Origin of the sequence: Cytobacillus sp. FSL R5-0377 (assembly GCF_038004385.1) — a bacterium.
In the GTDB taxonomy this organism is placed as follows: Bacteria; Bacillota; Bacilli; order Bacillales; family Cytobacillaceae; genus Cytobacillus.
Map to the genome: position 1 here is coordinate 4,114,752 of NZ_JBBORA010000001.1, position 21,668 is coordinate 4,136,419.

A 21,668-nucleotide genomic window follows, 5' to 3' on the forward strand; every position below is an offset into this window, starting at 1 on the left:
GTATTCCCCATATAGTATGATAAATTCAGCTTACAGGGAAATCAGTATTGAGGTGTTGGAATGAAAAAGTTTTTACTGGCTGCTGCAGTTATTGTTCTTTTGCTGTTTATTGTAGACAAAACCATTCTTAAAGAAAAGGGAGTAGTAGAGCAGGCCGGACAAATGCAAAAATACGATAAAATAAAAGATCCAGAGGATTTGCCTATTGGTCTGGAAAAAGGAAATCTTGCTCCGGATTTTGAACTGACAGATATGGAAGGAAATCCGGTAAAGCTCAGCGACTACAGGGGCAAAGCAATCCTTTTAAACTTCTGGGCTAGCTGGTGTCCTCCCTGCCGTGCAGAAATGCCGCATATGGAGAAGCTTTATCAAAAGTACAAAGATGATAAATTTGATATTTTAGCCGTAAATCTTACAAACACAGAAAAGAATAATGGAGACGCTGAGAAGTTCGTGAAAGAGCTGGGTCTGACTTTTACAATTCCTATGGATGTAAAGGGAATTGTGGGTTCTGACTATAATATAATGGCTTATCCTACAAGCTATTTTATTGATTCCGATGGTGTTATCAGAGAAAAAGTATTGGGAGCTTTAAATGAAGAATATATGGAGAAGGAAATCAAAAAGCTTCCTTAAATAAAACCGGTGAGCCATTCAGCTCTCCGGTTTTATTTCTGTCATCCTATTCTGGTAAAGGCGGTTAACGATTACTCTTTTTCTGTATAGCATAATACCTGCTTCGGCAATATCATTAACGGCTGATCGATTGATGAAAGCCCCAAACAACAGTCCGGCTATCGGGATCAGTTGGAAAAGTTTTTTCCAGCCAATTTGATCTCTGTAAGAAAACACAACCTCTCTCCATCCCTGAAGTTCGGAAACGACTTCCCTTTTTGGCCCTGATTCTTTAGAACCGAACATGGAAAGCTGCTGCAGAATGGCTTTTTTTCCAACAATGTCACTGGAAACAAATTGAAGAATCTTTACAATGAACATTCTTTCGTTTTTATCAGCAGGATCGAAGCCATAGCAAATCGCGATATCCTGCAGAGTTTTCAGCTGAATGCCAAGAAGCAGGGGGATATCAATGGTCAGGGTAAAAATCCCTCCGACACCAGTACCCGCACCCTGCAATGCTGCTGCTCTTTTACGGTTAGAGCTTAGCCTTTCAGCGGCTACATCCATTATTGATAGGGGCAGGGCTTCTACATCCTGCAAGGTATGAATGTTTTGTCCAGGATAATAATTCTTTAACGCGGAAGCTGAACTTAAATATCTTCCTCCTGATTGAATATATGTCCCAAGCTCATCAAGGATCACTCCAACCTTTTTATGTATGAACTCAGGTGTAAATCTATCAATAAGCTTAAAAGGGAGTCTGCCCAGCTTCTCCCAAAACCATAAATCACCTTGTTCTTTTTCCCATTCTTCACATTTTCTTAACTCGCTGATAAGATGTTCTCTTGGTTCCTCCATTATAAAAGTCCTCTCCTTTTTCTATAATTAACTATACGGCGTATCGAAGTAAAGGTTTCAATTCTTTCAAAAACAATTCTCTTTGTATAATGTGATAATTCATGGTAAGATTTCTATAATAGAATAGGATTTCCTTCGGGGCAGGGTGAAATTCCCAACCGGCGGTGATGAGGGTACGCCCTCTTAGTCCGTGACCCGGCTTTATAAGGCAAGGCGCTTGAGCTTTTCTAATTATTGTCTAGCAGCGCCTACCCCCTCGAGGTCACAAGCCAATCCTCTCAAAAAGGCAAAAGACGCCTTTTCTGGGAGGCTCGTCTTGTGCTTGTCGGGGGTGAACGAGGCGCTTGAGCTTTTCTTATAAACCCGGTGGATTTGGTGAAACTCCAAAGCCGACAGTGAAAGTCTGGATGGGAGAAGGAATGATTATAATGATGCGTTAAAAAAAGTCTTTTTAAACGCTTATTTCGTCATGTGTTTTTGCCCCGTTTCACCTATCTGGTGTACGGGGTTTTGCCGTTTTATACTTAATTTGGAGAAATAGTAAGGAAGGGAGGATGCAGAAAATTTGATCCATCAGGAATATATGAAGTTAGCCATCAGTCTGGCAGCGGCAGCTAAAGGCCAAACCAGTCCGAATCCGCAGGTGGGTGCAGTTGTTGTGAAAAACGGTGAAATTCTGGGAATGGGTGCTCACCTGAAAGCGGGAACACCCCATGCAGAAGTCCATGCGATAGCTGCGGCTGGAGAAAGGGTTAAAGGCGCTGATATTTATGTCACTCTTGAACCATGCAGCCACTTTGGAAGAACTCCGCCCTGCGCAGACTTAATTATTAATTCAGGAATTAAAAGGGTCTTTATTGCTTCTGCCGATCCCAATCCTCTCGTTTCAGGAAAAGGAATTGAAAGGATGCAGGATGCCGGTATTGAAGTGGTGACCGGCCTGTTGAAGGAAGAAGCAGATGCTCTCAATGAACCATTTTTTCATTTTATAAAAACAAAGACACCATACGTAACCATTAAAGCAGCCTCATCTTTTGATGGGAAAACAGCTGCAAAAACCGGTGACAGCAAATGGATTACCTCTCCAGAATCCAGGCAGGATGTACACCTTCTACGGCATGAACATGACGCTATACTTACAGGCATAAATACCATCATTCACGATAATCCCCTTTTAACCGCCAGGCTGCCCCAAGGCGGAAAAAATCCCATTCGTGTAGTTTTAGATACAAATCTAAAAATTCCGGCTGATGCAAATGTCATCCGCGATCAGTCTGTTAAGACCATTATCTTTACCGGCTGCGAAATTGATGCCTCAAAAGCAGAGGAAATAAGGAAACTAAATGCAGAAGTCATTTCTTTTCCTGCAAATGAGGTGCCGATTAAAGATGTATTGAAAAATTTAGGTGAAAGAAACATTATGACCTTGTTTGTTGAAGGCGGATCTGAGATCCATGCTTCATTTATAAAAGAAGGCTGCTTTCAGCAAATAATTCTCTATATGGCTCCCAAAATTATTGGCGGCAATCAGGCGATTCCATTTATTGGGGGTGTTGGTGCCGACTTTGTGAAAGATGCAACTAGGCTTGTGTTCACAGAGATTAAAAGGGTTGGCAGCGATCTTAAAATTACCGCAAAACCACTGAGGGAGGCCAAGCAATAATGTTTACTGGAATTATCGAGGAGCTTGGAACAGTAAAAAAAGTAGTTCAGCAAGGAAAAGCGATGAAACTGACAATTCTGGCCTCCAAAATTTTATCAGATGTTCAATTGGGAGACAGTATTTCTGTAAATGGTGTTTGTCTCACTGTTACGGAATTTGCCAGAAATGGATTTTCAGCAGATGTCATGCCGGAGACGTTCAAAAGCACATCGCTTTCAGCTATTAAAGAAAGATCAAAGGTCAATTTGGAAAGGGCAATGAGGGCAAATGGCCGTTTTGGCGGTCACTTTGTAACAGGGCATGTGGATGGAACAGGTCAGATTCTCAAAAAGTCAGCGAGTGAAAATGCCATTTATATTCAAATATCTGTACCTCCTGCCTTAAGCCACTTGCTTATCATGAAAGGCTCTATCGCAGTGGACGGGATTTCCCTGACTGTATTCGGCAATGAAGACAATACCGTTACTGTCTCGGTCATTCCTCATACAGCCAGTGAAACGGTACTGGGCTTCAAAACAGTTGGCGACATTGTTAATCTCGAATTCGACATGCTTGCCAAGTATCTGTATACCTTTGTGAACAGGCAGCAGCAGGAGACCACGCAGCCTAAAGGAGGCATTTCAGAAGGATTCCTTAGGGATAACGGCTTCTTATAATAAGCAAAAGGAGTGGTATTAAACGATGTTCAGTGAAATAAAAGAGGCACTGGAAGATTTAAAAGCAGGAAAAGTCATCATAGTCTGTGATGATGAAGACAGGGAAAATGAAGGGGATTTCCTGGCAATCGCAGAATATGCGAAACCGGATACCATCAATTTTATGGCTAAGGAAGGCAGAGGCTTAATCTGTACACCTATTACAGAGGAGCTTGCTGAAAAATTGGAACTGAATCCTATGGCAGAGGTGAACACTGACAGTCATGGAACAGCTTTCACTGTCAGTATTGACCATGAAAAAACGACTACAGGCATCAGTGCTTTTGAGCGTGCTTTCACAATCAAGGAAATGCTTGAGGATGGTGCCAAACCTTCAGACTTCTCCCGTCCGGGACATGTTTTTCCGCTCGTTGCGAAAAAAGGGGGAGTTCTTAGAAGAGCAGGCCATACTGAAGCAGCAGTAGACCTGGCTCGTCTTGCCGAGGCTGCTCCAGCAGGAATTATTTGTGAGATCATGAAAGATGACGGGACAATGGCGCGTGTGGATGACCTTGAAAAAGTAGCAGAAAAATTTAATTTGAAAATGATCACAATTCAACAACTAATCGAGTATAGACTGAAACACGACTCTATTGTAAAAAGGGAAGTGGAAATACAGCTTCCGACAGAATTTGGAAATTTTAAAGCTGTCGGCTATACGAACACTGTGGATGGAAAAGACCATGTTGCTTTAGTAAAGGGTGAAATCGATGAACACGAACCCGTATTGCTTCGTGTTCACTCGGAGTGTCTGACAGGAGATGTATTCGGGTCTAACCGATGTGACTGCGGACCCCAGCTTGAAGCAGCGCTCGCACAGATTGAGAAGGAAGGCCGTGGAATCCTTCTATATATGAGGCAGGAAGGACGCGGTATTGGCCTAATCAATAAGCTGAAAGCTTATAAGCTGCAGGAAGAGGGCTATGATACTGTTGAAGCAAATCATAAGCTCGGGTTTAAGGACGATCTTCGTGATTATGGGGTAGGTGCACAAATTCTAAGAGATCTGGGAGTTAAAAAGATGCGCCTCTTGACTAATAATCCACGGAAAATTGCTGGACTTGGAGGCTATGGACTGGAGGTTGCCGAAAGGGTTCCTCTCCAAATGCCTGCTAAAACAGAAAATGAGAATTACTTAAAAACAAAGAAAACTAAACTTGGGCATTTATTACAATTTTAAGGAGCGATTAGAGTTGAAAAAGGTTATCGAAGGACATTTAGTAGGAACAGGATTAAAAATGGCAATTGTTGTATCACGTTTTAATGAATTCATAACTGGCAAGCTATTAAGCGGAGCGGAAGATGCCCTAAAGCGCCATGGAGTGAGTGAAGAAGATGTGACGGTAGTGTGGGTTCCTGGAGCATTCGAAATCCCGCTTGCAGCTAAAAAGCTGTCCCAATCAGGTAAATATGATGCAGTCATTACACTTGGCACGGTGATCCGCGGTGCAACTCCGCATTTTGATTATGTCAGCGGGGAAGTGGCAAAAGGAGTTTCGAACATAGCATTGCAAAGCGGTGTTCCTGTTATTTTCGGCGTACTTACAACTGACACGATTGAACAGGCTATTGAACGTGCCGGCACAAAAGCAGGAAACAAAGGATGGGAAGCGGCTGTCGGAGCCATTGAAATGGGCAATCTATACAGACAGTTATCTGATGGTGAATAAGATTTCATACATTATAAAGAAGTGGCAGATATAATTTGATTCATACACATAAATGAGTTAAAGTGGCACATAAAATGGAATAGTGGTTCATATGTTTGCCAAAGCGGCACCTAAACGTAACAGGCGTATAATGCTGCACTGTTATCTATCAAAATCGGCGGGATCATTCTCGCTGATTTTTTTTGATTCATCTGAACAGACGTCTGACCTTTCTATTGGCAGAATGATTTTTTTTTGATAAAATACTGCTTGTGGCTCACCCGTATTTTTACACGCGGGGAGAGCGGGTAGGGAGAGGGCTAATTGAATAGATAGGTAGTAAATATGATTAAGTGGTTTAACCGGCTTTTTCAGCTGAATTCAAATGGAACAACTGTTAAAAAGGAGGTTATGGCTGGGACAATCGGCTTTTTTACGATTGTTTATATTATCGCAGTCAACTCTCTAATTCTCTCTGAAGCAGGGATACCTTTGGAAGCAGCTATTTTTGCAACCATTATAACATCGGTGGTCGGGTGTCTGATCATGGGGTTTTGGGCAAATGTACCAATTCTCCTCGTGCCTGGTATGGGAATTAATGCTTTATTCTCATATACGATGGTTCAGTCCATGGGCTTATCCTGGCAGGAAGCATTGGCTGTAGTGTTTATATCCGGTCTGATCTTTGTTTTCGTGGCTTTTTCACGATTTGCTAAGACATTAAGTGAATCGATTCCTCATTCACTTAAAGAAGCGATAACGGTGGGACTGGGACTTTTCCTGATGCTGATCGGACTTGAAAAAGGCGGAATCGTTGAAAAAGGGACAAACTCCATTATTGCTTTAGGTGAACTTGGAGACCCGCAAGTGCTTGCAACAATTTTAACGTTCCTGCTGGCAATCATTTTATTCATGCGGAATGTGCCTGGCAACTTTTTAATTACTGTTGCTGCAGGGACACTGATCGCATGGGCTTTTGGGCTGATAAATGTGCAAAAGACTGATGAAAAGTCATTCGCACTCTCTGATTATATGGAAGTATTTGGAGCAATGTCATTTGATAACTTGCTTTCCGTCACTTTTTGGATTGCGATTTTTTCTTTGACAATGGTTCTGGTATTTGAAAATATCGGATTAGTCCATGGGCATGTTGGTTTTATTAACAGGCCGGAACAGTTTAAGCGTGCTTTTCAGGCGAATTCTGTTTCCGCTTTATTGTCCGGGATTTTTGGGACAAGTCCTACTGTAGCAACGGTTGAAAGTGCAGCAAGCATGGCTGCAGGAGGACGTACAGGATTGACAGCAGTTACAACCGGTATGCTGTTTATGCTATCCGCTTTCTTTATTCCTGTTATTAAGCTGATCCCCAACAGCGCAATTGCCCCTATTCTGATCATTATTGGCGGACTGATGCTTCAGAACATCCGCAATCTTGATTTAAAGGATATGAGCGAAAGCTTTCCGGCAATTTTTATCATTGCCATGATTCCGTTCACTTATAGTATTGCAGACGGTATTGCCATTGGGTTCATTCTTTATCCAATCTTAAAGATTTCGATAGGGAAAGCAAAGGAAGTTTCTTTTGCTTTATATGTTATAGCTGCTTTGTTTTTATTTAACTTTGTTTTTCATGTGATTAGTTAATATAGATAATGGGATGCCCCTTATATGAGGCATCCTTTTTCTTTATCTGAAAAAGGGAAGATCTTGCGAAAAACTTAAAAACTCCTATTTATTCAGCAAGTTTCGACACGCGGATTAACTAACCTGAGTTAAAATAAGTCTATAGTAATAGGTTTTTCGGAGGTATGTCAATGGAAGTGTTTGTTGCAAGACAGCCAATTTTCAACTCAAAGGAAGAAGTGTTTGGTTATGAGCTTTTGTATAGAAATAATCAGGTGAATGCCTTTCCTGATATAAATGAAGATCAGGCTACGGCTGAGGTTATCATTAATAGTTTTTTAAATATTGGAATCGACCAGCTTTCTGAAGGAAAGCCATGTTTTATAAATTTTACGGAAAAATTGCTTAAGCTGAGAGTGCCTGCCTATTTCAGGCCTCGGGAAATTGTCGTCGAAATCCTTGAAACGGTAGAGCCAAGTGCGGAGCTTGTAAGGATATGCAGGGATTTAAAGGAGCTTGGCTATCAGATTGCCCTGGATGATTATGTATTCAATGAAACTAATCCCTTTGCAAGGCAATTGCTAAAATATGCCGACATCATAAAGGTGGATTTTCTTAACACTCCAAAGGAGATGCGCGAAAAAATAGAAATGCTTGTGAATCAGCTCCGAATAAAAACAATAGCTGAAAAGGTTGAGACAAGAGAGGAATACGAGGAAGCTAAAAGTAAGGGATATGATTATTTCCAGGGTTATTTTTTTGAAAAGCCTGTGATTATGTCGACACATGATGTACCGGTATATTTTCAATCCTATTATGAGATGATCCAAAACCTGTCAAAGGAGGAGCCTAGTCTCGACCGTATAACCGAATTAATAGAGCGTGACATATCCCTGTCCTATAAATTGCTTAAGCTGATAAACTCACCGGCTTATCGTCCTAAGCAAAAGATAAATTCAATCCGGCAGGCAATAGTTCTGCTTGGATTGATCGAACTGGAAAAGTGGATCTATGTATTGGCAGTAAGGGAAAATATTGTAAAAGACTCGCAATTGGCCGAAGAGACCATCAGGTTTTCCATGACTCGTGCAAAAATGTGTGAGGAAATTGGCAGACTCAGAACCGGAAAAAGCGTTTCGTCAAGCTATTTTATGACTGGGATGTTTTCATTGATGGATTCATTGCTTAGTATCCCGATGAAGCAAATTCTTGATGAGCTTCCACTGCAGGATGATATTTGTGAAGCACTCCAAGGAGAAAATAATAATCTTAAAGAAATACTTGATCTTGCCATAGCAGTAGAGAAAGCACAATGGAGCAGAATCAGTGAGATGTGCAATAAGCTGAGCGTTGATGAAAGAACTATTTTTAAGATCTATTCAGAAGCATTAGCCTGGGCCAGTCAGCTGCTAAACCCTGAAAGGATTACAAATTAAAGATGCAAGTATTATAGAATTATATTCTAAAGTCTATATTAAACAGAAAACCTTATTGAATAATAAAAGCTTTTATGGCACTCTTATTTATAAGTTGAATGACTATTGGTCTGGAGGTATTACATTGAATATTGAATTATTGAAATGTCATGGATCAGGAAATGATTTCTTTATTATAGATGAGATTTCCAATACGTATCATTTTACAGAAAATAATCGTGCGGAGCTTGCCAGAGCTATTTGCGACCGCAGCACTGAGCTTGGCTCGGATGGAATTCTTTTCGTATTAAAAAGCGATAAAGCAGATGCAAGGATGCGTGTTTTTAATCCGGATGGGTCAGAGGCCTCGATGTGCGGTAATGGATTGCGATGCGTAGCCCGTTATGTCTGCGAACTTCTTGGGCTGAAAGAAGCTATCATTGAGACCATGAAAGCTGATCTGCAGGTGAAAAAGCAGGAAGACATCTTTGAAGACATTCCGACGTATCTGGTTGAAATTTCACCTGTTTCGTTTGACCTGAAGGATCTTCCGTTAGTACTCGATAAAGACACTGTAATTAATGAAAAAGTCACCGGGATATCAGATGATTTAGAATTCACAGCCTTAGCAGTTCCTAATCCTCATTTTGTATCTTTAGTGGAGAAAGAGCAAATAGCATCTGACCTTCAAAAAAATATCAGCGAATTTCTGAACGGGCCGAATGAATTCTTTCCTGATGGAGTCAATGTCAGCTTTGTGAAGCCGTTAAAAAAAGGGCAAATTTATGTAAGGACATTTGAACGGGGAGTAGGATTTACCAATGCCTGTGGCACGGCCATGTCCGCTTCGACACTTGTAACTTGCATGAATGGGCTGAATAAAATAGAAGAGCCTGTAGAGGTTTATAATAATGGAGGAAAAGTGCGCTGTGTAGTCCATGAAAAGAATGGCAGGCAGACCATTGACTTAATTGGGAATGCGAGCTATGTTTACCGCTGTGAAGCAGAAGTCAGCATGGAAAACCCTGCAGAGTTTTCCCTTTCCCCAAAAGAGGAATATACTGGAGAAATTAAGCAATATGCTAAACTTCAGGAATATGCTCAGTCAGTACTTAAAGATTGGTTGTAGGATAAGGCGCCAAAGCCTTATCCTTTTTTATTGTGCTCCTTTAAAAAGTCCAGCACGGGTGAAAAAGGCTGAATTTCCTTTGTCTGAAAATAAGTGTTAAAAGGATCGCCATCACTGTTTATTCTTTTTATCATATTGGTTATTTGAAATCTTTCCATAGTCAGCTTTTCGTTAACTTCCTCCCAAAACAAGGGAGCCGCAACTGTTGCTGATTGATTTCCTCTGGGTGAATAGGGGGCTATGATTGTCTTTCCTTCTGCATGCTGGATATAATCCACATAAAGCCGACCGCCCCGGTTTTTCTTTAGTCTTTCAATGGTAAAAGAATCCGGGTCTTTGTTTATGAGATACTGGGCAATGAACTCTGTGAACAGCCGTGTATCATCAAAGGTATAAGTATTTTCCGGAAGGGGAATGTAAATTTGCAGCCCTTTATTGCCGGATGTTTTAACAAAGCTTACCAACTTCAGCTGATCAAGCACCTCTTTAATATAAACAGCAGCTTTAATGGCCACCGGAAAAGCTTCCCGGGAAGGCGGATCCAGATCAAATACGATTTCGCTTGGCCCGGTGCTTGCATTCGTTTTGAACGGTATATGATATTCAAAAGCCAGCTGGTTGCCAAGCCACAAAAGTGTTTTTAAATTATTGCAGACTATGTAATCAATACCTTCTGACATTTCCGTCTCCACAAAATCCGGTGCATAATCCGGGCAATTTTTTTGGTAAAAGGGCTCTGCAAAAATACCATGCGGATACCTGATAACGGTTAGCAGCCTGTTTTTTAAGAATGGCAGCATATAGGGTGCAATTTCTCTTAAAAAGTGAATATAATCAATCTTTTGTATAGCTGGTGTTTCCCATAATGGCTTTTCCGGATGGGTGATTTCTATCTCGGGAGGCAGATTTTTCTGCTGCTGTATAAATTGATCATAAGTGCAGGCATCAGGCTTCAAATCGAAACGAAACTGATGAAAGTGCGGCTCCCTCATTTGTTCCTCATAAATCTCCAGATACTTAACATCCACACAAATTGCTGGTTCTACATATATAAATTGATTGTTTTCATCCGTTTTATTGTCTTTGATTATTTGAAAAAGAGCTTGTTTTTCATCGGGCTTCAATCCAAATAGAAATTGTCCGATTCCTATTACAGAATCCCCCTGGTAAACGCCTGCATAGAAGTAGCCATTTGATTTTTCATAAGCAGTTATAAAACAGGAAACGTATTTCCAGTTTTTGAATTTCAGCCATAAAGAGGATCTCTTTCCTTCTTCCCATTTATTTTTGATTTGCTTTGCCACGATTCCTTCGCCGTCATGAAGGACAATTTTTTCCCAAAGTTCTTTAAAACTGCGGTATGGGGGGATTAATTGTATCAATCTGCCATCCTTTTCGTCAGGTTTTAAAGGCAAATTGCAGTCTTTAAACAAAGCTTCAAGCTCTGCTTTCCTGGCAGTGTACTCTTTATCGCGAATCTTTTTGCCTTTTAACATTAGGATGTCAAAGATAAGGAGACGACAGGGAGCTGTTTTAGCTTTCTCAAGAATCTTTTTTTCAGATCTCATTCTGCCCCTGACCTGAATGGACCCAAAATGAGCTTTATAGGCATTCTCAAGCAAGACCAGTTCTCCATCTAATACAAGCGGAAGGTGCGGTTCGAATTTATCCCTGTGATTTTCCAAAAAAGCCTTAATCTCCGGGAAAAGATCCAATAAAGGTTTATCGTTCCTGCTTGTCAGTCTGAGTTCCTTGTCCCAGTGCAGGATCGCTCTAAAACCATCATATTTTGCTTCAAACAGCCATTCTTTCTCTTTGGGAGCATCGAAAGTTAATGTAGGAAGCATAGGTCTCATTTAATTTGGCCTCCTTTACATTCGTCATTATAGTGTTGGCATTTCCCGCCAAAACTACTCAGTTTCCAATTCTTTTTGCGTATCTCAGATTTTATAAATACACAAATTATGACTACTACATCAAAATGAATGGGAGTCAGACTATGCATACAATGTGGAAAGGAAGCATCAGTTTTGGGCTGGTGAATATACCAATAAAGCTGCATTCAGCTACAGAAGATAAGGATATTAAGCTTAGAAATCTTCATAAGGAATGCCATTCGCCAATAAAGTATGAGAAAACATGCCCTGTTTGTGAAGTGGAAATTAAGAACGAAGATATTGTAAAAGCTTATGAATACACAAAGGGAAAGTTTGTTGTTTTAGAGGATGAGGATTTAGAAAAGCTGAAACAGGAAAATGAGGATAAAGCTGTAGAAATTATGGACTTTGTAAAAATCCAGGAAATTGATCCGATTTATTACAATCGCACTTACTATATGTCCCCTGGAGACGGTGGTGGAAAAGCCTATTCTCTTCTGAGAAAAGCCCTCGAGACTTCTGAAAAAGTAGGTCTGGCAAAAATCATCATCCGTTCCAAAGAGCAGCTGGCTGTAGTCCGTGTATATGAAAACACTCTTGTCATGGAAACGATCCATTACCCTGATGAAGTACGTAAGGCTGCTGATGTGCCAAATGTCCCTGCAGAAGATAATGTGACAGATAAAGAAATTGATACGGCCATCATGCTAATTGATCAATTAACCACAGAATTCAAACCTGAAAAATATAATGATGACTACCGGACGGCCCTTTTGGAGCTTATCGAAGCTAAACGGACTGGCAAAGATATAGTCACACCTGTTGAAAAAGAGCCTGCGGCAAATGTTACTGACCTTATGGCTGCCCTGCAGGCATCAATTGATAAAACGAAGCCCGGTGATGCAGCAACAGCAAAAAAACCTGCAGCTAAAAAGAAGCGTGCTTCTACAAAGACTAAAGTTAAAAAGCAAGCATGATGCATGGAAACCGAATTTGCTGATGCAAACTCGGTTTTTTACTGCAGAACAGCATAATAAAGAAAAATCGAGGGAATTTATGGATAACCTTCGAAAAAATGTTCATATAACTCGAATGGGTGGTAATCCCTTAAGAAAAAGGATTTGAAGATATGGAATTGAAAAATTTAACATTGAAAAGCATTTTTTATTTAGCGCTGGCAGCTGCAGTACTTGGTGGGTTTTTGCTGCTTTTTATAGAAATAGTGGACGAATTAAAGGAAAATGAGTTAACTCGTTTCGATGAGTCTGTGATCGATTACGTACAGGCTTTTATTTCTCCCAGGATCACAGAATATATGAGTGTGGTTACTTTTTTAGGGTCGGTAAAGTGGCTGGCTTTTTCTGTGCTTATAGCATCTGTAGGTTTGTTCTTGTTTAAAAAGAGATCACTTGCCTGGTTCATGGTTCTTTCCTCCGGATTCGGCGCACTATTTAACCTGCTGCTGAAATGGATTTTTAAAAGAGAGCGACCGGATATCAAACCTCTGATCGAAGAGCACGGATTCAGTTTCCCGAGCGGGCACTCGATGGGATCTTTTATTTTTTATGGCTCACTTGCCTATATAATCATTCATCTGGCAAAAAGAAAGCGCTGGAAGGCTGCATGGACCTTTATGCTATGCTGCTTTATCATAATGATTGGACTAAGCCGCATTTATTTAGGTGTTCATTTTCCAAGTGATGTAATTGCTGGTTTTGCAGCCGGTGGCGCTTGGCTTATAATTATGATCATCGGGTTCCGCTATTATGAGTACCGTAAAAATATATAATGGGTATTGAGAAATAAACTCATTCTTAATAACATAGGGGAATAACAGAAACAGGAGTGGAAAGAATGAATCAAAAAATTTTGCCGGCCTCATCCAATATGAAAGAATTTGAAAAATTCCTGAAAAGCACTTATGAAATTGGTGTATTTCTTGATATGCATATTTCACAGCTGAAGAATGTTTCACAGATGGCAAAGGCACATAATAAAAAAATGATTTATCATGTCGATCTGATTCATGGATTGAAAAGCGATGACTATGCTGTCGAATATATATGCCAGGAATATAAGCCTCATGGATTAATTTCTACTAAATCCAGCGTCATCCTGAAAGCTAAGCAAAAGGGAGTAATTGCTGTTCAGAGGATTTTCCTCATTGATTCGCATGCACTCGAAAAGAGTTATAAATTAATCGAGAAAACCAGGCCGAACTATATTGAAGTTTTGCCGGGAGCCATGCCATGGATGATCAGAGAAGTTAACGAACGTTTGAATACCCCTATTTTTGCAGGAGGACTCATCCGTTCAGAAGAAGAAGTGAGGAGCGCGCTTGATGCAGGAGCCGCAGCCATTACAACTTCAAAAATTGAATTATGGGAGAAGTTTTCATAAAAATGTTATTGGAGAGTTTGACAACGTTTTCATAGATTTGTATACTAGGTTTAACAAGTTAATTTATGTGTCGGAGATTAGGAGATTCACACAGTTTAGCCTTTCAAGGCTTAATCTGTCGTGGATCTCCTTTTTGTTTTCCGGCCAGCCAAAATGGAAAGGGGATTTTTTCAGATGTCTGCTTTTATGGGAGAAATGATTGGAACAATGATCCTGATTGTTTTTGGAGGAGGCGTTATTGCCGGGGCGAATTTAAAAAAGACCTTCTCTTTTAATGGAGGGTGGATTGTTATCACTATTGCCTGGGGGCTTGCTGTAACGATGGGGGTTTTTGCTGTAGGGTCGATAAGCGGAGCACACTTGAATCCCGCTGTAACAGTCGGGTTTGCGCTTAGCGGGGATCTCCCATGGTCTGACGTGCCGGGGTATATTCTGGCCCAAGTCCTGGGGGGCTTTTTGGGAGGAGTTATTGTGTTCCTCCACTATCTGCCGCATTGGAAAGAAACAGAAGACCAGGGGGCAAAGCTTGCTGTATTCTCAACCAGTCCTGCGATTTCCCATACATTTTCAAATTTATTGAGTGAAATGATTGGCACATTTATTCTTGTATTGGGATTGATGTTTATTGGAGCAAATCAATTTACCGAAGGGTTAAACCCGATTGCTGTAGGTCTTCTTATCGTAGCTATCGGCATGTCTCTTGGCGGGACAACCGGGTATGCGATTAATCCGGCCCGTGATCTTGGGCCGCGAATTGCTCATTTTCTTCTTCCTATTGCAGGTAAAGGGAAATCGAACTGGGGATATGCTTGGATCCCGGTAGCAGGGCCAATCCTCGGGGGCTTAATGGGATCTGCATTCTATCAAGTTATGTTTGCTGGCAAAGCTTCAGGTATGTTATGGGCAGTGCTGGGTGTTAATATAATAGTATTAATTCTTTCGTATATCTTTGGCAAAAAACAACCGGGGGAAGTTGATTCTTCTAAAGTGGCTGCATAAATAAGAATATTGATTGAGATTGGGAGGAGTCCATTATGGAAAAATATATTTTATCATTAGATCAGGGAACTACTAGTTCACGAGCCATTCTTTTTAATAAAAAAGGAGAGATTGTGCACACCGCACAAAAAGAGTTCACACAGCATTTTCCAAAGCCTGGCTGGGTTGAACATAATGCCAATGAAATATGGGGTTCCGTTTTATCGGTGATTGCAGGCGTGTTTTCAGAATCTGGAATAAAACCTGAGCAGATTGCAGGAATTGGCATTACAAATCAGAGGGAAACAACTGTTGTTTGGGATAAAGAAACGGGGGTCCCGATTTATAATGCGATTGTATGGCAGTCAAGGCAGACGAGCGAAATTTGTGAGGAATTGAAGGAGAAAGGCTATAACGACCTATTCAGAGAAAAAACCGGCTTATTAATAGATGCATATTTCTCTGGAACAAAGGTAAAGTGGCTGCTTGATCATGTGGATGGAGCAAGGGAAAAAGCAGAACAGGGAAAATTATTATTTGGAACCATTGATACTTGGCTAATCTGGAAACTATCGGGGGGAAAAGCACATGTGACCGATTATTCCAACGCATCCCGAACCTTAATGTTTAATATTCATGAACTTAAATGGGATGAAGAGCTGCTGAATATTCTCGGAGTTCCGGAAACGATGCTTCCTGAAGTGAAGCCATCTTCCGAAGTGTATGCTAAGACTGTTGACTATCACTTTTTCGGGAAGGAAGTACCTATCGCCGGGGCAGCAGGGGATCAGCAGGCTGCGCTGTTTGGACAGGCTTGCTTCGAGAAAGGAATGGCTAAAAACACTTACGGCACCGGCTGTTTCATGCTTATGAATACAGGTGAAAAAGCCGTGAAATCTGAACATGGACTTCTAACAACCATTGCCTGGGGACTTGGTGGGAAAATTGAATATGCCTTGGAGGGCAGCATTTTTGTTGCGGGCTCTGCTATTCAATGGCTGCGCGATGGAATGAGAATGCTCAAGGATGCAAAGGACAGTGAAAGCTATGCCAAAAAAGTCGACTCTACTGATGGAGTATATGTAGTTCCGGCTTTTGTTGGCCTTGGCACCCCGTACTGGGACAGCGATGTCAGGGGAGCAGTATTCGGAGTCACACGGGGAACGTCCAAAGAGCACTTTATCCGTGCGACACTTGAGTCACTTGCTTATCAGTCAAAAGATGTCCTCTCTGCGATGGAAGCGGACTCCGGCATTGAACTTAAGACGCTTCGAGTAGATGGAGGAGCCGTGAAAAATAATTTCTTGATGGAGTTCCAGTCAGATATTTTAAATGTTCCTGTAGAGAGGCCGGTAATTAATGAAACGACTGCGCTTGGGGCAGCTTACCTTGCTGGATTGGCCGTCGGGTTCTGGAAATCACAGGAGGAAATTGCTGAGCAGTGGGCAATTGACCAATCGTATCATCCATCAATGGATAATCCGGTGCGGGAAGAATTATATAAAGGCTGGAAAAAAGCTGTAAATGCTGCAATTGCCTTTAAATAATCTGAAGCAGGTTTTATACACAATTCATTTCTTTTATGATACAATAAACTTAAGTTAATAGTTCGGCAGGAGATGCGGAGAGACCACAAAATCATTATCGTCTAATCGATAATGTATTTTGTGGTCTCTTTTTTATTCCCTGCTTTAAAAGGGGTAGTTACAACTACTAACCTTTTCAATAAGGAGGAGACAGCCATGACATTTTCTAATTTAAATCGTACTGACATGATAAATACTCTTACAAAGAAAGAATTTGATGTTCTGATAATTGGCGGAGGCATAACCGGAGCAGGGATTGCGCTGGATGCTGCAGCACGGGGTATGAGGACAGCACTTGTGGAAATGCAGGATTTTGCAGCAGGAACCTCCAGCCGTTCAACCAAACTGGTTCACGGTGGGTTAAGATATCTTAAGCAATTCGAAGTTAAAATGGTAGCTGAAGTCGGAAAAGAGCGGGCTATCGTATATGAAAATGGTCCACATGTGACTACACCGGAGTGGATGCTTCTCCCAATGCATAAAGGAGGCACATTTGGGAAATTTTCAACTTCAATCGGACTTAGAGTGTACGATTTCCTTGCGGGCGTCAGAAAGGCCGAACGCAGAAAAATGCTCAATGTCCAGGAAACATTGTCAAAAGAGCCGCTCATAAAAAAGGATGGCCTAAAAGGCGGCGGTTATTATGTAGAATACCGCACAGATGATGCACGTCTTACGATAGAGGTAATGAAAGCCGCTGCAGAAAAAGGGGCTATTCCAGTTAACTATATGAAGGTTGAAAAACTTTTATATGATGAACAAGGTAAGGTGTGCGGGGCTGCTGCTGCTGATCAGCTGACTGGCAGGATCTATGAAATTAAAGCAAAAAAAGTTATTAACGCTGCCGGCCCCTGGGTTGATTCCATTCGTGAGAAAGACGGCTCCAGGAAAGGAAAGGCCCTGCGCCTGACTAAAGGTGTTCATTTGGTCATTGATCAATCCAAGTTCCCATTAAAGCAGGCTGTGTACTTTGATACTCCTGACAAAAGGATGGTGTTTGCTATACCTAGAAACGGAAAAACATATGTGGGGACAACTGATACTTTTTATGACTCAGATCCTGTCAATCCAAAAATGACTGCAAGTGACAGAACCTACATTATAAACGCGATTAACTTTATGTTCCCTTCCGTAAAAATAGCGGAGAAGGATATTGAATCCAGCTGGGCTGGTGTTCGTCCACTTATTTGGGAAGAAGGAAAAGACCCTTCCGAAATATCACGCAAGGATGAAATTTGGGAGTCGGATACTGGTTTGTTGACAATTGCCGGCGGGAAACTGACAGGGTACAGGAAAATGGCAGAAACCATTGTAGATTTGCTTGCTGATAAACTTAAACAGGAATGGAACAGTACATTTAGCAGCAGTATCACAAAAACATTGCCCATTTCTGGAGGAGATGTAGGGGGATCCTTTAAATTCCGGGAATTCGTTGAGCTTCAGACTGAGAAAGGAATAAAAATTGGCTTATCAGCTGAACAGTCGAAACACCTTGTAACAATGTACGGGTCTAATGTTGGCCGCATTTTTAATATAATTGAAGAGACTGGGAGTGAAGCTGACCATTACGGTCTTCCTATGGTATTGTGGGCAAAGCTGAAATATGCAATAGAACATGAAATGGCTGCCACCCCTGTTGACTTTTTTAACCGCAGAACAGGAGCGCTCCTTTTTGATATTGAAACAGTGAGAGAATACAAGGAGCAAGTTATTTCATATATGGCTGAAGCATTTAATTGGGATGCTGCTGCAAAAAGTAATTTCGAGAACCAGCTGGGCCAGGAATTAAGCTCTGCCATAGACCCTGCTGATCATGACTAAAACTCTCCGGACGGGGAGTTTTTTTCTTATGAGGAGATTTTAAACAAAAGGGACAGTCCGCTGTCATACAATTATATATATAGGTAGCGGAGGTGGGTTATGTACAACGTTCTAATGTTTGTTGACTCGGGGGTTGATGATTCAATTGCGCTGATGTATGCCCTTCAGCACCCTGAGATTAATGTAGTAGGTGTGGTCAGTGCTTATGGCAACATAACCAAAGAGGAATCCATTAATAACACTGCCTATTTACTGACCCTCGCAGGCAGAGAGGACATTCCGATTATTGCAGGAGCAAGCGGGCCGTTATCCGGTGATACTGCTGTGTTTTATCCTGAAATACATGGGGAGGAAGGACTTGGGCCCATTCAGCCTCCAAAGGATTTTAACAGTGAAATAGAGGTTCATGATATCAATAAAATTATTGAAATAGTTAATGAATATAAGAATAACCTGGTGATCGTTGGTGTAGGGAGGCAGACGGATTTGGCGCTGCCGCTCATTCTGTATGGAAAGGATGCATACAAGGATGTAAATGCATTCTATTTAATGGGAGGTGCCTTTCTGGTTCCGGGAAATGTGACACCAGAGGCTGAAGCAAACTTTTACGCTGACCCCATTGCTGCGGATTCAGTGCTTGAAAAAGTAAAAAACATATATATATTTCCGTTAAATGTAACCAATAAAGCGATTATCCGGCCAGAGACGATTGAATTTATCGCGAATAACACCCAATCTCCTTTTAAAGATTTAATTAAGCCTGCATATGATTATTATTATGATTCTTACCAGGAGCTTGTTCCGGGAATTGAGGGTGCGCCGCTCCATGATGTTCTTGTTTTAAGTGTTCTCACAAATCCTGATCTCGTAAAATATGTTAAACGAAGAGTGAGAATTGAGCAGTTTGGAAAGGCCAAAGGAAAGAGCATCGCTGATTTTAGGCCTAAGCCTGAAGAGGAACCGGCGGAAACACTTGACAACATTGCGATGGAGCTTGACGTGGAGGGTTTTGTTATTGATTTTATGAAGGCTTTTCTCTATCAGAAGAATCAGAAATAGCTTTTGACACATTGTGTTGAAAGCTTTTTTATTTGTTTGAAGGGGAATAGACTGTTCACATAGAATCTAATATCATGGAAAACTTTTGCAGTAAACGGAAGATTCGTTAGGAAAAATAAAATGGCAATAAATCCATTTAGCTACATCATATATTAATAAGATCAAATGGAGGATTGTAAATTGCTGAAAAATAAAAAATTAAACATGACTCTTTCAATTCTTGGAATGGTCCTGGCCATTGCTCTGGCGTACACTGTCCTTGTCTTTTTAAATAAGGATGAACCTAAGATGCAAAAGACCTCGGCAAATGCGGAGGCACCCGAGGGATTAATGTACGAAGATTTAGGAGACTTTATTGCCTCCAGTCATACTTTTTATAATGAAACACTTGGATGGGGAAGAGACCGTAAAGTCAGCTGGCCAAAACAAAAAGAGCAGGCTGATTTAATCATAAACTCGCTTAAAAAAATATCAGCGGAGAATAAAGATCTTCAGACTGACTTGGACACGATAGCAAGTCTGGCGAAAACTGTGCAGTCGGGCACCAGGGAAAAGGACGCTTTAATCAAGCTTCACCGCTATTTTCATGATTTGGATATAGGTTTTAATGACTATAAAGATACAACCGATTATTTTGATGTGACCGAGTACAAAGGAGAAAGCTAATCTGCGGGTTGACAAGATATTTTCTTGACAGATAACCTCATATAAGATATTATAGTGATTGAAGTATTTGAGGTATATTTTTGAAGTCGTTAATTCACTTGGAATATTCGGCAGCCGAACATTCTTTTTAGTGAAACTGCGGCTTTTTATTATGTTTTATGCTCTTTAGGATTTTGAAAGAGTAAGTATGTGTTTGTAATTAAGAATAATTTGTGTGGACAGCTTAACGCTGAATGTTCTTCTTAATCATCTTCTGTAAACCAGACACTTCTCCGTATTTTTACTTCATTAAGTTTCTTACCATTTAAATATTAAAATCTCAGAGAGCATCTAATCGGAAAGGATTCCGATTCAACCTGATTCCCACTGGCGCGGTCTCGGAGCCGTAAGGATGGAAGAGAGGCAGGGCTTTCATTGTTTTAGGTAATAATTAATTAACTCAAATATATCTCTAATAAGGACAGTTTCTTACTGTCCTTTTTTATTTATTTTAAAAAAACACGAACATTTAAGTGAGTTTTAGTTTAATTATTTGTGTTTTTGTGCTATTATGGATTTATTAACATAGCTTTTCAAAATCGCAGTGACTGACGACAATGCGGAATTAACCGCTGGGGAGCTGCGTCTATGTATAGCCGGTCGTCTGGGCAGAGATAAGGGATACCCTTGTCTCCTTTTTCATAATAAAATGGAAAAGCCCGTAAGCCTAATAGGAGCTTTTCCTTTAGGAGGAATATGCATGGCGAAAAAAAAGATTATTCTTGATGGAATTGTTGTAGCAAAACATGTGAAGGATCAATTGAAGAATCGTATTGAAGACCTAAAGGGAAAAGGTGTTGTGCCTTGTTTAGCCACTATTTTAGTGGGGGATGATCCTTCTTCTGAAACCTATGTAAGGATGAAGGGCAATGCATGTGAGAAGCTTGGCATTTTATCAAAACGTATTCATATGTCAACTGACACAACAACAGAGGAATTATTAGATAAGATTGCAGAACTCAATAATGATCCATCTGTACATGGAATCCTTCTTCAGCATCCTGTACCTGGACATATAGATGAACGCAAAGCTTTCGAAGCCATTGCCATTGAAAAAGACGTAGATGGTGTTACAAGCCTCGGATATGGACAAACTGCTTTCGGATTTGGTGAATATCCGTCCTGTACACCTGCAGCTATTTTGGAAATTATGGATTATTATAAATTGGAAGCTGAAGGCAAGCATGCAGTTGTTGTTGGCAGAAGCCCTATCCTGGGAAAGCCGGTCTCTGCCCTTTTGCTTAATCGTAACGCAACAGTCACTACATGCCATTCATATACCCAAAACCTGCCGCAAATTGTAAAGCAGGCTGATCTTGTAGTTGCAGCTGTAGGAAAACCTAACTTTATTAAGGGTGAATGGCTAAAAGAAGGGGCTATCGTCCTTGATGCCGGTTATAATGAAGGAAATATTGGAGATGCAGAGTATGACAGCTGTTTTGAAAGAGCATTTGCTATCACTCCTGTTCCTGGCGGAGTAGGACCGGTTACAATTTCCATGCTTTTAAAACATACTGTACAGGCCGCTGAAAAGGCTCAAAATAAAGAGGGAATCGCCGTAAATAGTCAATTTATCACTAATTGAAAAATTG

At 40.8% G+C, this 21,668-nt stretch carries 19 protein-coding genes and 2 riboswitches; of the genes, 17 read left to right on the forward strand and 2 right to left on the reverse strand.

Going from position 1 to position 21,668, the window contains the following annotated elements; genetic code table 11:
* The first annotated feature begins 60 nt into the window (after positions 1 to 60).
* Positions 61 to 636: a TlpA disulfide reductase family protein gene (locus tag NSQ49_RS21015; RefSeq protein ID WP_159870276.1), complete on the forward strand. Its 576-nt coding sequence runs from the start codon at positions 61 to 63 to the stop codon at positions 634 to 636.
* Between the two features lie 18 nt (positions 637 to 654).
* Here the strand turns inward: NSQ49_RS21015 and NSQ49_RS21020 are convergent, their stop codons facing one another.
* A complete protein-coding gene (locus tag NSQ49_RS21020) occupies positions 655 to 1,476 on the reverse strand; it encodes an EcsC family protein (RefSeq protein WP_159870279.1) in 822 nt (273 codons plus the stop codon).
* 127 nt (positions 1,477 to 1,603) lie between these two features.
* Positions 1,604 to 1,899, forward strand: a riboswitch (FMN riboswitch).
* A 142-nt stretch (positions 1,900 to 2,041) separates the two neighbouring features.
* Between NSQ49_RS21020 and ribD the strand changes: the two genes are divergently transcribed.
* From ribD to dapF, 7 genes are all read left to right on the forward strand, one after another.
* On the forward strand, positions 2,042 to 3,139 hold the full coding sequence (ribD, locus tag NSQ49_RS21025) for a bifunctional diaminohydroxyphosphoribosylaminopyrimidine deaminase/5-amino-6-(5-phosphoribosylamino)uracil reductase RibD (protein WP_159870282.1): 1,098 nt from the start codon (positions 2,042 to 2,044) through the stop codon (positions 3,137 to 3,139).
* Entirely contained in the window at positions 3,139 to 3,795 is a 657-nt protein-coding gene (gene ribE, locus NSQ49_RS21030) for a riboflavin synthase (protein ID WP_159870285.1), read from the forward strand. The genes ribD and ribE overlap by 1 nt, the downstream gene beginning before the upstream one ends.
* Before the next feature lie 25 nt (positions 3,796 to 3,820).
* The gene (locus NSQ49_RS21035) at positions 3,821 to 5,014 is read left to right on the forward strand and encodes a bifunctional 3,4-dihydroxy-2-butanone-4-phosphate synthase/GTP cyclohydrolase II (protein ID WP_159870288.1); all 1,194 of its coding nucleotides are present in this window, start codon (positions 3,821 to 3,823) and stop codon (positions 5,012 to 5,014) included.
* Positions 5,015 to 5,027: 13 nt separating this feature from the next.
* Positions 5,028 to 5,504, forward strand: a complete 477-nt coding sequence (gene ribH / locus NSQ49_RS21040) for a 6,7-dimethyl-8-ribityllumazine synthase (protein WP_159870291.1) — start codon at positions 5,028 to 5,030, stop codon at positions 5,502 to 5,504.
* A gap of 324 nt (positions 5,505 to 5,828) precedes the next feature.
* Positions 5,829 to 7,127: an NCS2 family permease gene (locus NSQ49_RS21045; RefSeq protein ID WP_159870294.1), complete on the forward strand. Its 1,299-nt coding sequence runs from the start codon at positions 5,829 to 5,831 to the stop codon at positions 7,125 to 7,127.
* A gap of 170 nt (positions 7,128 to 7,297) precedes the next feature.
* Positions 7,298 to 8,542 (forward strand): EAL and HDOD domain-containing protein, encoded by a 1,245-nt coding sequence (locus NSQ49_RS21050; protein WP_159870297.1) that lies wholly within the window; start codon positions 7,298 to 7,300, stop codon positions 8,540 to 8,542.
* Positions 8,543 to 8,666: 124 nt separating this feature from the next.
* Positions 8,667 to 9,650 carry a diaminopimelate epimerase gene (gene dapF / locus NSQ49_RS21055; protein ID WP_159870300.1) on the forward strand — a complete coding sequence of 328 codons (984 nt, stop codon included), beginning with the start codon at positions 8,667 to 8,669 and terminating at the stop codon, positions 9,648 to 9,650.
* Positions 9,651 to 9,667: 17 nt separating this feature from the next.
* Here the strand turns inward: dapF and NSQ49_RS21060 are convergent, their stop codons facing one another.
* On the reverse strand, positions 9,668 to 11,506 hold the full coding sequence (locus tag NSQ49_RS21060; RefSeq protein ID WP_159870303.1) for a DNA ligase D: 1,839 nt from the start codon (positions 11,504 to 11,506) through the stop codon (positions 9,668 to 9,670).
* A 143-nt stretch (positions 11,507 to 11,649) separates the two neighbouring features.
* On the opposite strand from NSQ49_RS21060, the gene ku reads away from it, so the two are divergent.
* The 9 genes from ku (at position 11,650) to NSQ49_RS21105 (ending at position 21,661) form a co-directional block, all read left to right on the forward strand.
* Positions 11,650 to 12,504, forward strand: coding sequence for a non-homologous end joining protein Ku (gene ku, locus NSQ49_RS21065; protein WP_159870306.1), 855 nt, complete (start codon positions 11,650 to 11,652; stop codon positions 12,502 to 12,504).
* A gap of 152 nt (positions 12,505 to 12,656) precedes the next feature.
* Positions 12,657 to 13,316: a phosphatase PAP2 family protein gene (locus tag NSQ49_RS21070; RefSeq protein ID WP_159870309.1), complete on the forward strand. Its 660-nt coding sequence runs from the start codon at positions 12,657 to 12,659 to the stop codon at positions 13,314 to 13,316.
* 65 nt (positions 13,317 to 13,381) lie between these two features.
* On the forward strand, positions 13,382 to 13,927 hold the full coding sequence (locus tag NSQ49_RS21075) for a glycerol-3-phosphate responsive antiterminator (RefSeq protein ID WP_159870312.1): 546 nt from the start codon (positions 13,382 to 13,384) through the stop codon (positions 13,925 to 13,927).
* Between the two features lie 174 nt (positions 13,928 to 14,101).
* Positions 14,102 to 14,926 carry an MIP/aquaporin family protein gene (locus tag NSQ49_RS21080; RefSeq protein ID WP_159870314.1) on the forward strand — a complete coding sequence of 275 codons (825 nt, stop codon included), beginning with the start codon at positions 14,102 to 14,104 and terminating at the stop codon, positions 14,924 to 14,926.
* 35 nt (positions 14,927 to 14,961) lie between these two features.
* Entirely contained in the window at positions 14,962 to 16,452 is a 1,491-nt protein-coding gene (glpK, locus tag NSQ49_RS21085) for a glycerol kinase GlpK (protein ID WP_159870316.1), read from the forward strand.
* Between the two features lie 195 nt (positions 16,453 to 16,647).
* The gene (locus NSQ49_RS21090; protein WP_159870318.1) at positions 16,648 to 18,312 is read left to right on the forward strand and encodes a glycerol-3-phosphate dehydrogenase/oxidase; all 1,665 of its coding nucleotides are present in this window, start codon (positions 16,648 to 16,650) and stop codon (positions 18,310 to 18,312) included.
* A 99-nt stretch (positions 18,313 to 18,411) separates the two neighbouring features.
* Positions 18,412 to 19,371, forward strand: a complete 960-nt coding sequence (locus NSQ49_RS21095; RefSeq protein ID WP_159870321.1) for a nucleoside hydrolase — start codon at positions 18,412 to 18,414, stop codon at positions 19,369 to 19,371.
* Between the two features lie 180 nt (positions 19,372 to 19,551).
* Complete coding sequence (locus NSQ49_RS21100; protein ID WP_159870323.1) at positions 19,552 to 20,037, forward strand: hypothetical protein; 486 nt, start codon at positions 19,552 to 19,554, stop codon at positions 20,035 to 20,037.
* Between the two features lie 573 nt (positions 20,038 to 20,610).
* A riboswitch (ZMP/ZTP riboswitch) is annotated at positions 20,611 to 20,693 on the forward strand.
* An 83-nt stretch (positions 20,694 to 20,776) separates the two neighbouring features.
* Positions 20,777 to 21,661: a bifunctional 5,10-methylenetetrahydrofolate dehydrogenase/5,10-methenyltetrahydrofolate cyclohydrolase gene (locus tag NSQ49_RS21105; RefSeq protein WP_159870325.1), complete on the forward strand. Its 885-nt coding sequence runs from the start codon at positions 20,777 to 20,779 to the stop codon at positions 21,659 to 21,661.
* Positions 21,662 to 21,668 lie beyond the last annotated feature (7 nt).

What these genes read in the sequence shown, in the direction of transcription:
- NSQ49_RS21015 (WP_159870276.1), top strand. Translation starts at nt 61, where the DNA reads ATGAAAAAGTTTTTACTGGCTGCTGCAGTTATTGTTCTTTTGCTGTTT.
- NSQ49_RS21020 (WP_159870279.1), bottom strand. Translation starts at nt 1,476, where the DNA reads ATGGAGGAACCAAGAGAACATCTTATCAGCGAGTTAAGAAAATGTGAA.
- ribE (WP_159870285.1), top strand. Translation starts at nt 3,139, where the DNA reads ATGTTTACTGGAATTATCGAGGAGCTTGGAACAGTAAAAAAAGTAGTT.
- NSQ49_RS21035 (WP_159870288.1), top strand. Translation starts at nt 3,821, where the DNA reads ATGTTCAGTGAAATAAAAGAGGCACTGGAAGATTTAAAAGCAGGAAAA.
- NSQ49_RS21045 (WP_159870294.1), top strand. Translation starts at nt 5,829, where the DNA reads ATGATTAAGTGGTTTAACCGGCTTTTTCAGCTGAATTCAAATGGAACA.
- NSQ49_RS21050 (WP_159870297.1), top strand. Translation starts at nt 7,298, where the DNA reads ATGGAAGTGTTTGTTGCAAGACAGCCAATTTTCAACTCAAAGGAAGAA.
- NSQ49_RS21060 (WP_159870303.1), bottom strand. Translation starts at nt 11,506, where the DNA reads ATGAGACCTATGCTTCCTACATTAACTTTCGATGCTCCCAAAGAGAAA.
- ku (WP_159870306.1), top strand. Translation starts at nt 11,650, where the DNA reads ATGCATACAATGTGGAAAGGAAGCATCAGTTTTGGGCTGGTGAATATA.
- NSQ49_RS21070 (WP_159870309.1), top strand. Translation starts at nt 12,657, where the DNA reads ATGGAATTGAAAAATTTAACATTGAAAAGCATTTTTTATTTAGCGCTG.
- NSQ49_RS21075 (WP_159870312.1), top strand. Translation starts at nt 13,382, where the DNA reads ATGAATCAAAAAATTTTGCCGGCCTCATCCAATATGAAAGAATTTGAA.
- NSQ49_RS21080 (WP_159870314.1), top strand. Translation starts at nt 14,102, where the DNA reads ATGTCTGCTTTTATGGGAGAAATGATTGGAACAATGATCCTGATTGTT.
- glpK (WP_159870316.1), top strand. Translation starts at nt 14,962, where the DNA reads ATGGAAAAATATATTTTATCATTAGATCAGGGAACTACTAGTTCACGA.
- NSQ49_RS21090 (WP_159870318.1), top strand. Translation starts at nt 16,648, where the DNA reads ATGACATTTTCTAATTTAAATCGTACTGACATGATAAATACTCTTACA.
- NSQ49_RS21095 (WP_159870321.1), top strand. Translation starts at nt 18,412, where the DNA reads ATGTACAACGTTCTAATGTTTGTTGACTCGGGGGTTGATGATTCAATT.
- NSQ49_RS21105 (WP_159870325.1), top strand. Translation starts at nt 20,777, where the DNA reads ATGGCGAAAAAAAAGATTATTCTTGATGGAATTGTTGTAGCAAAACAT.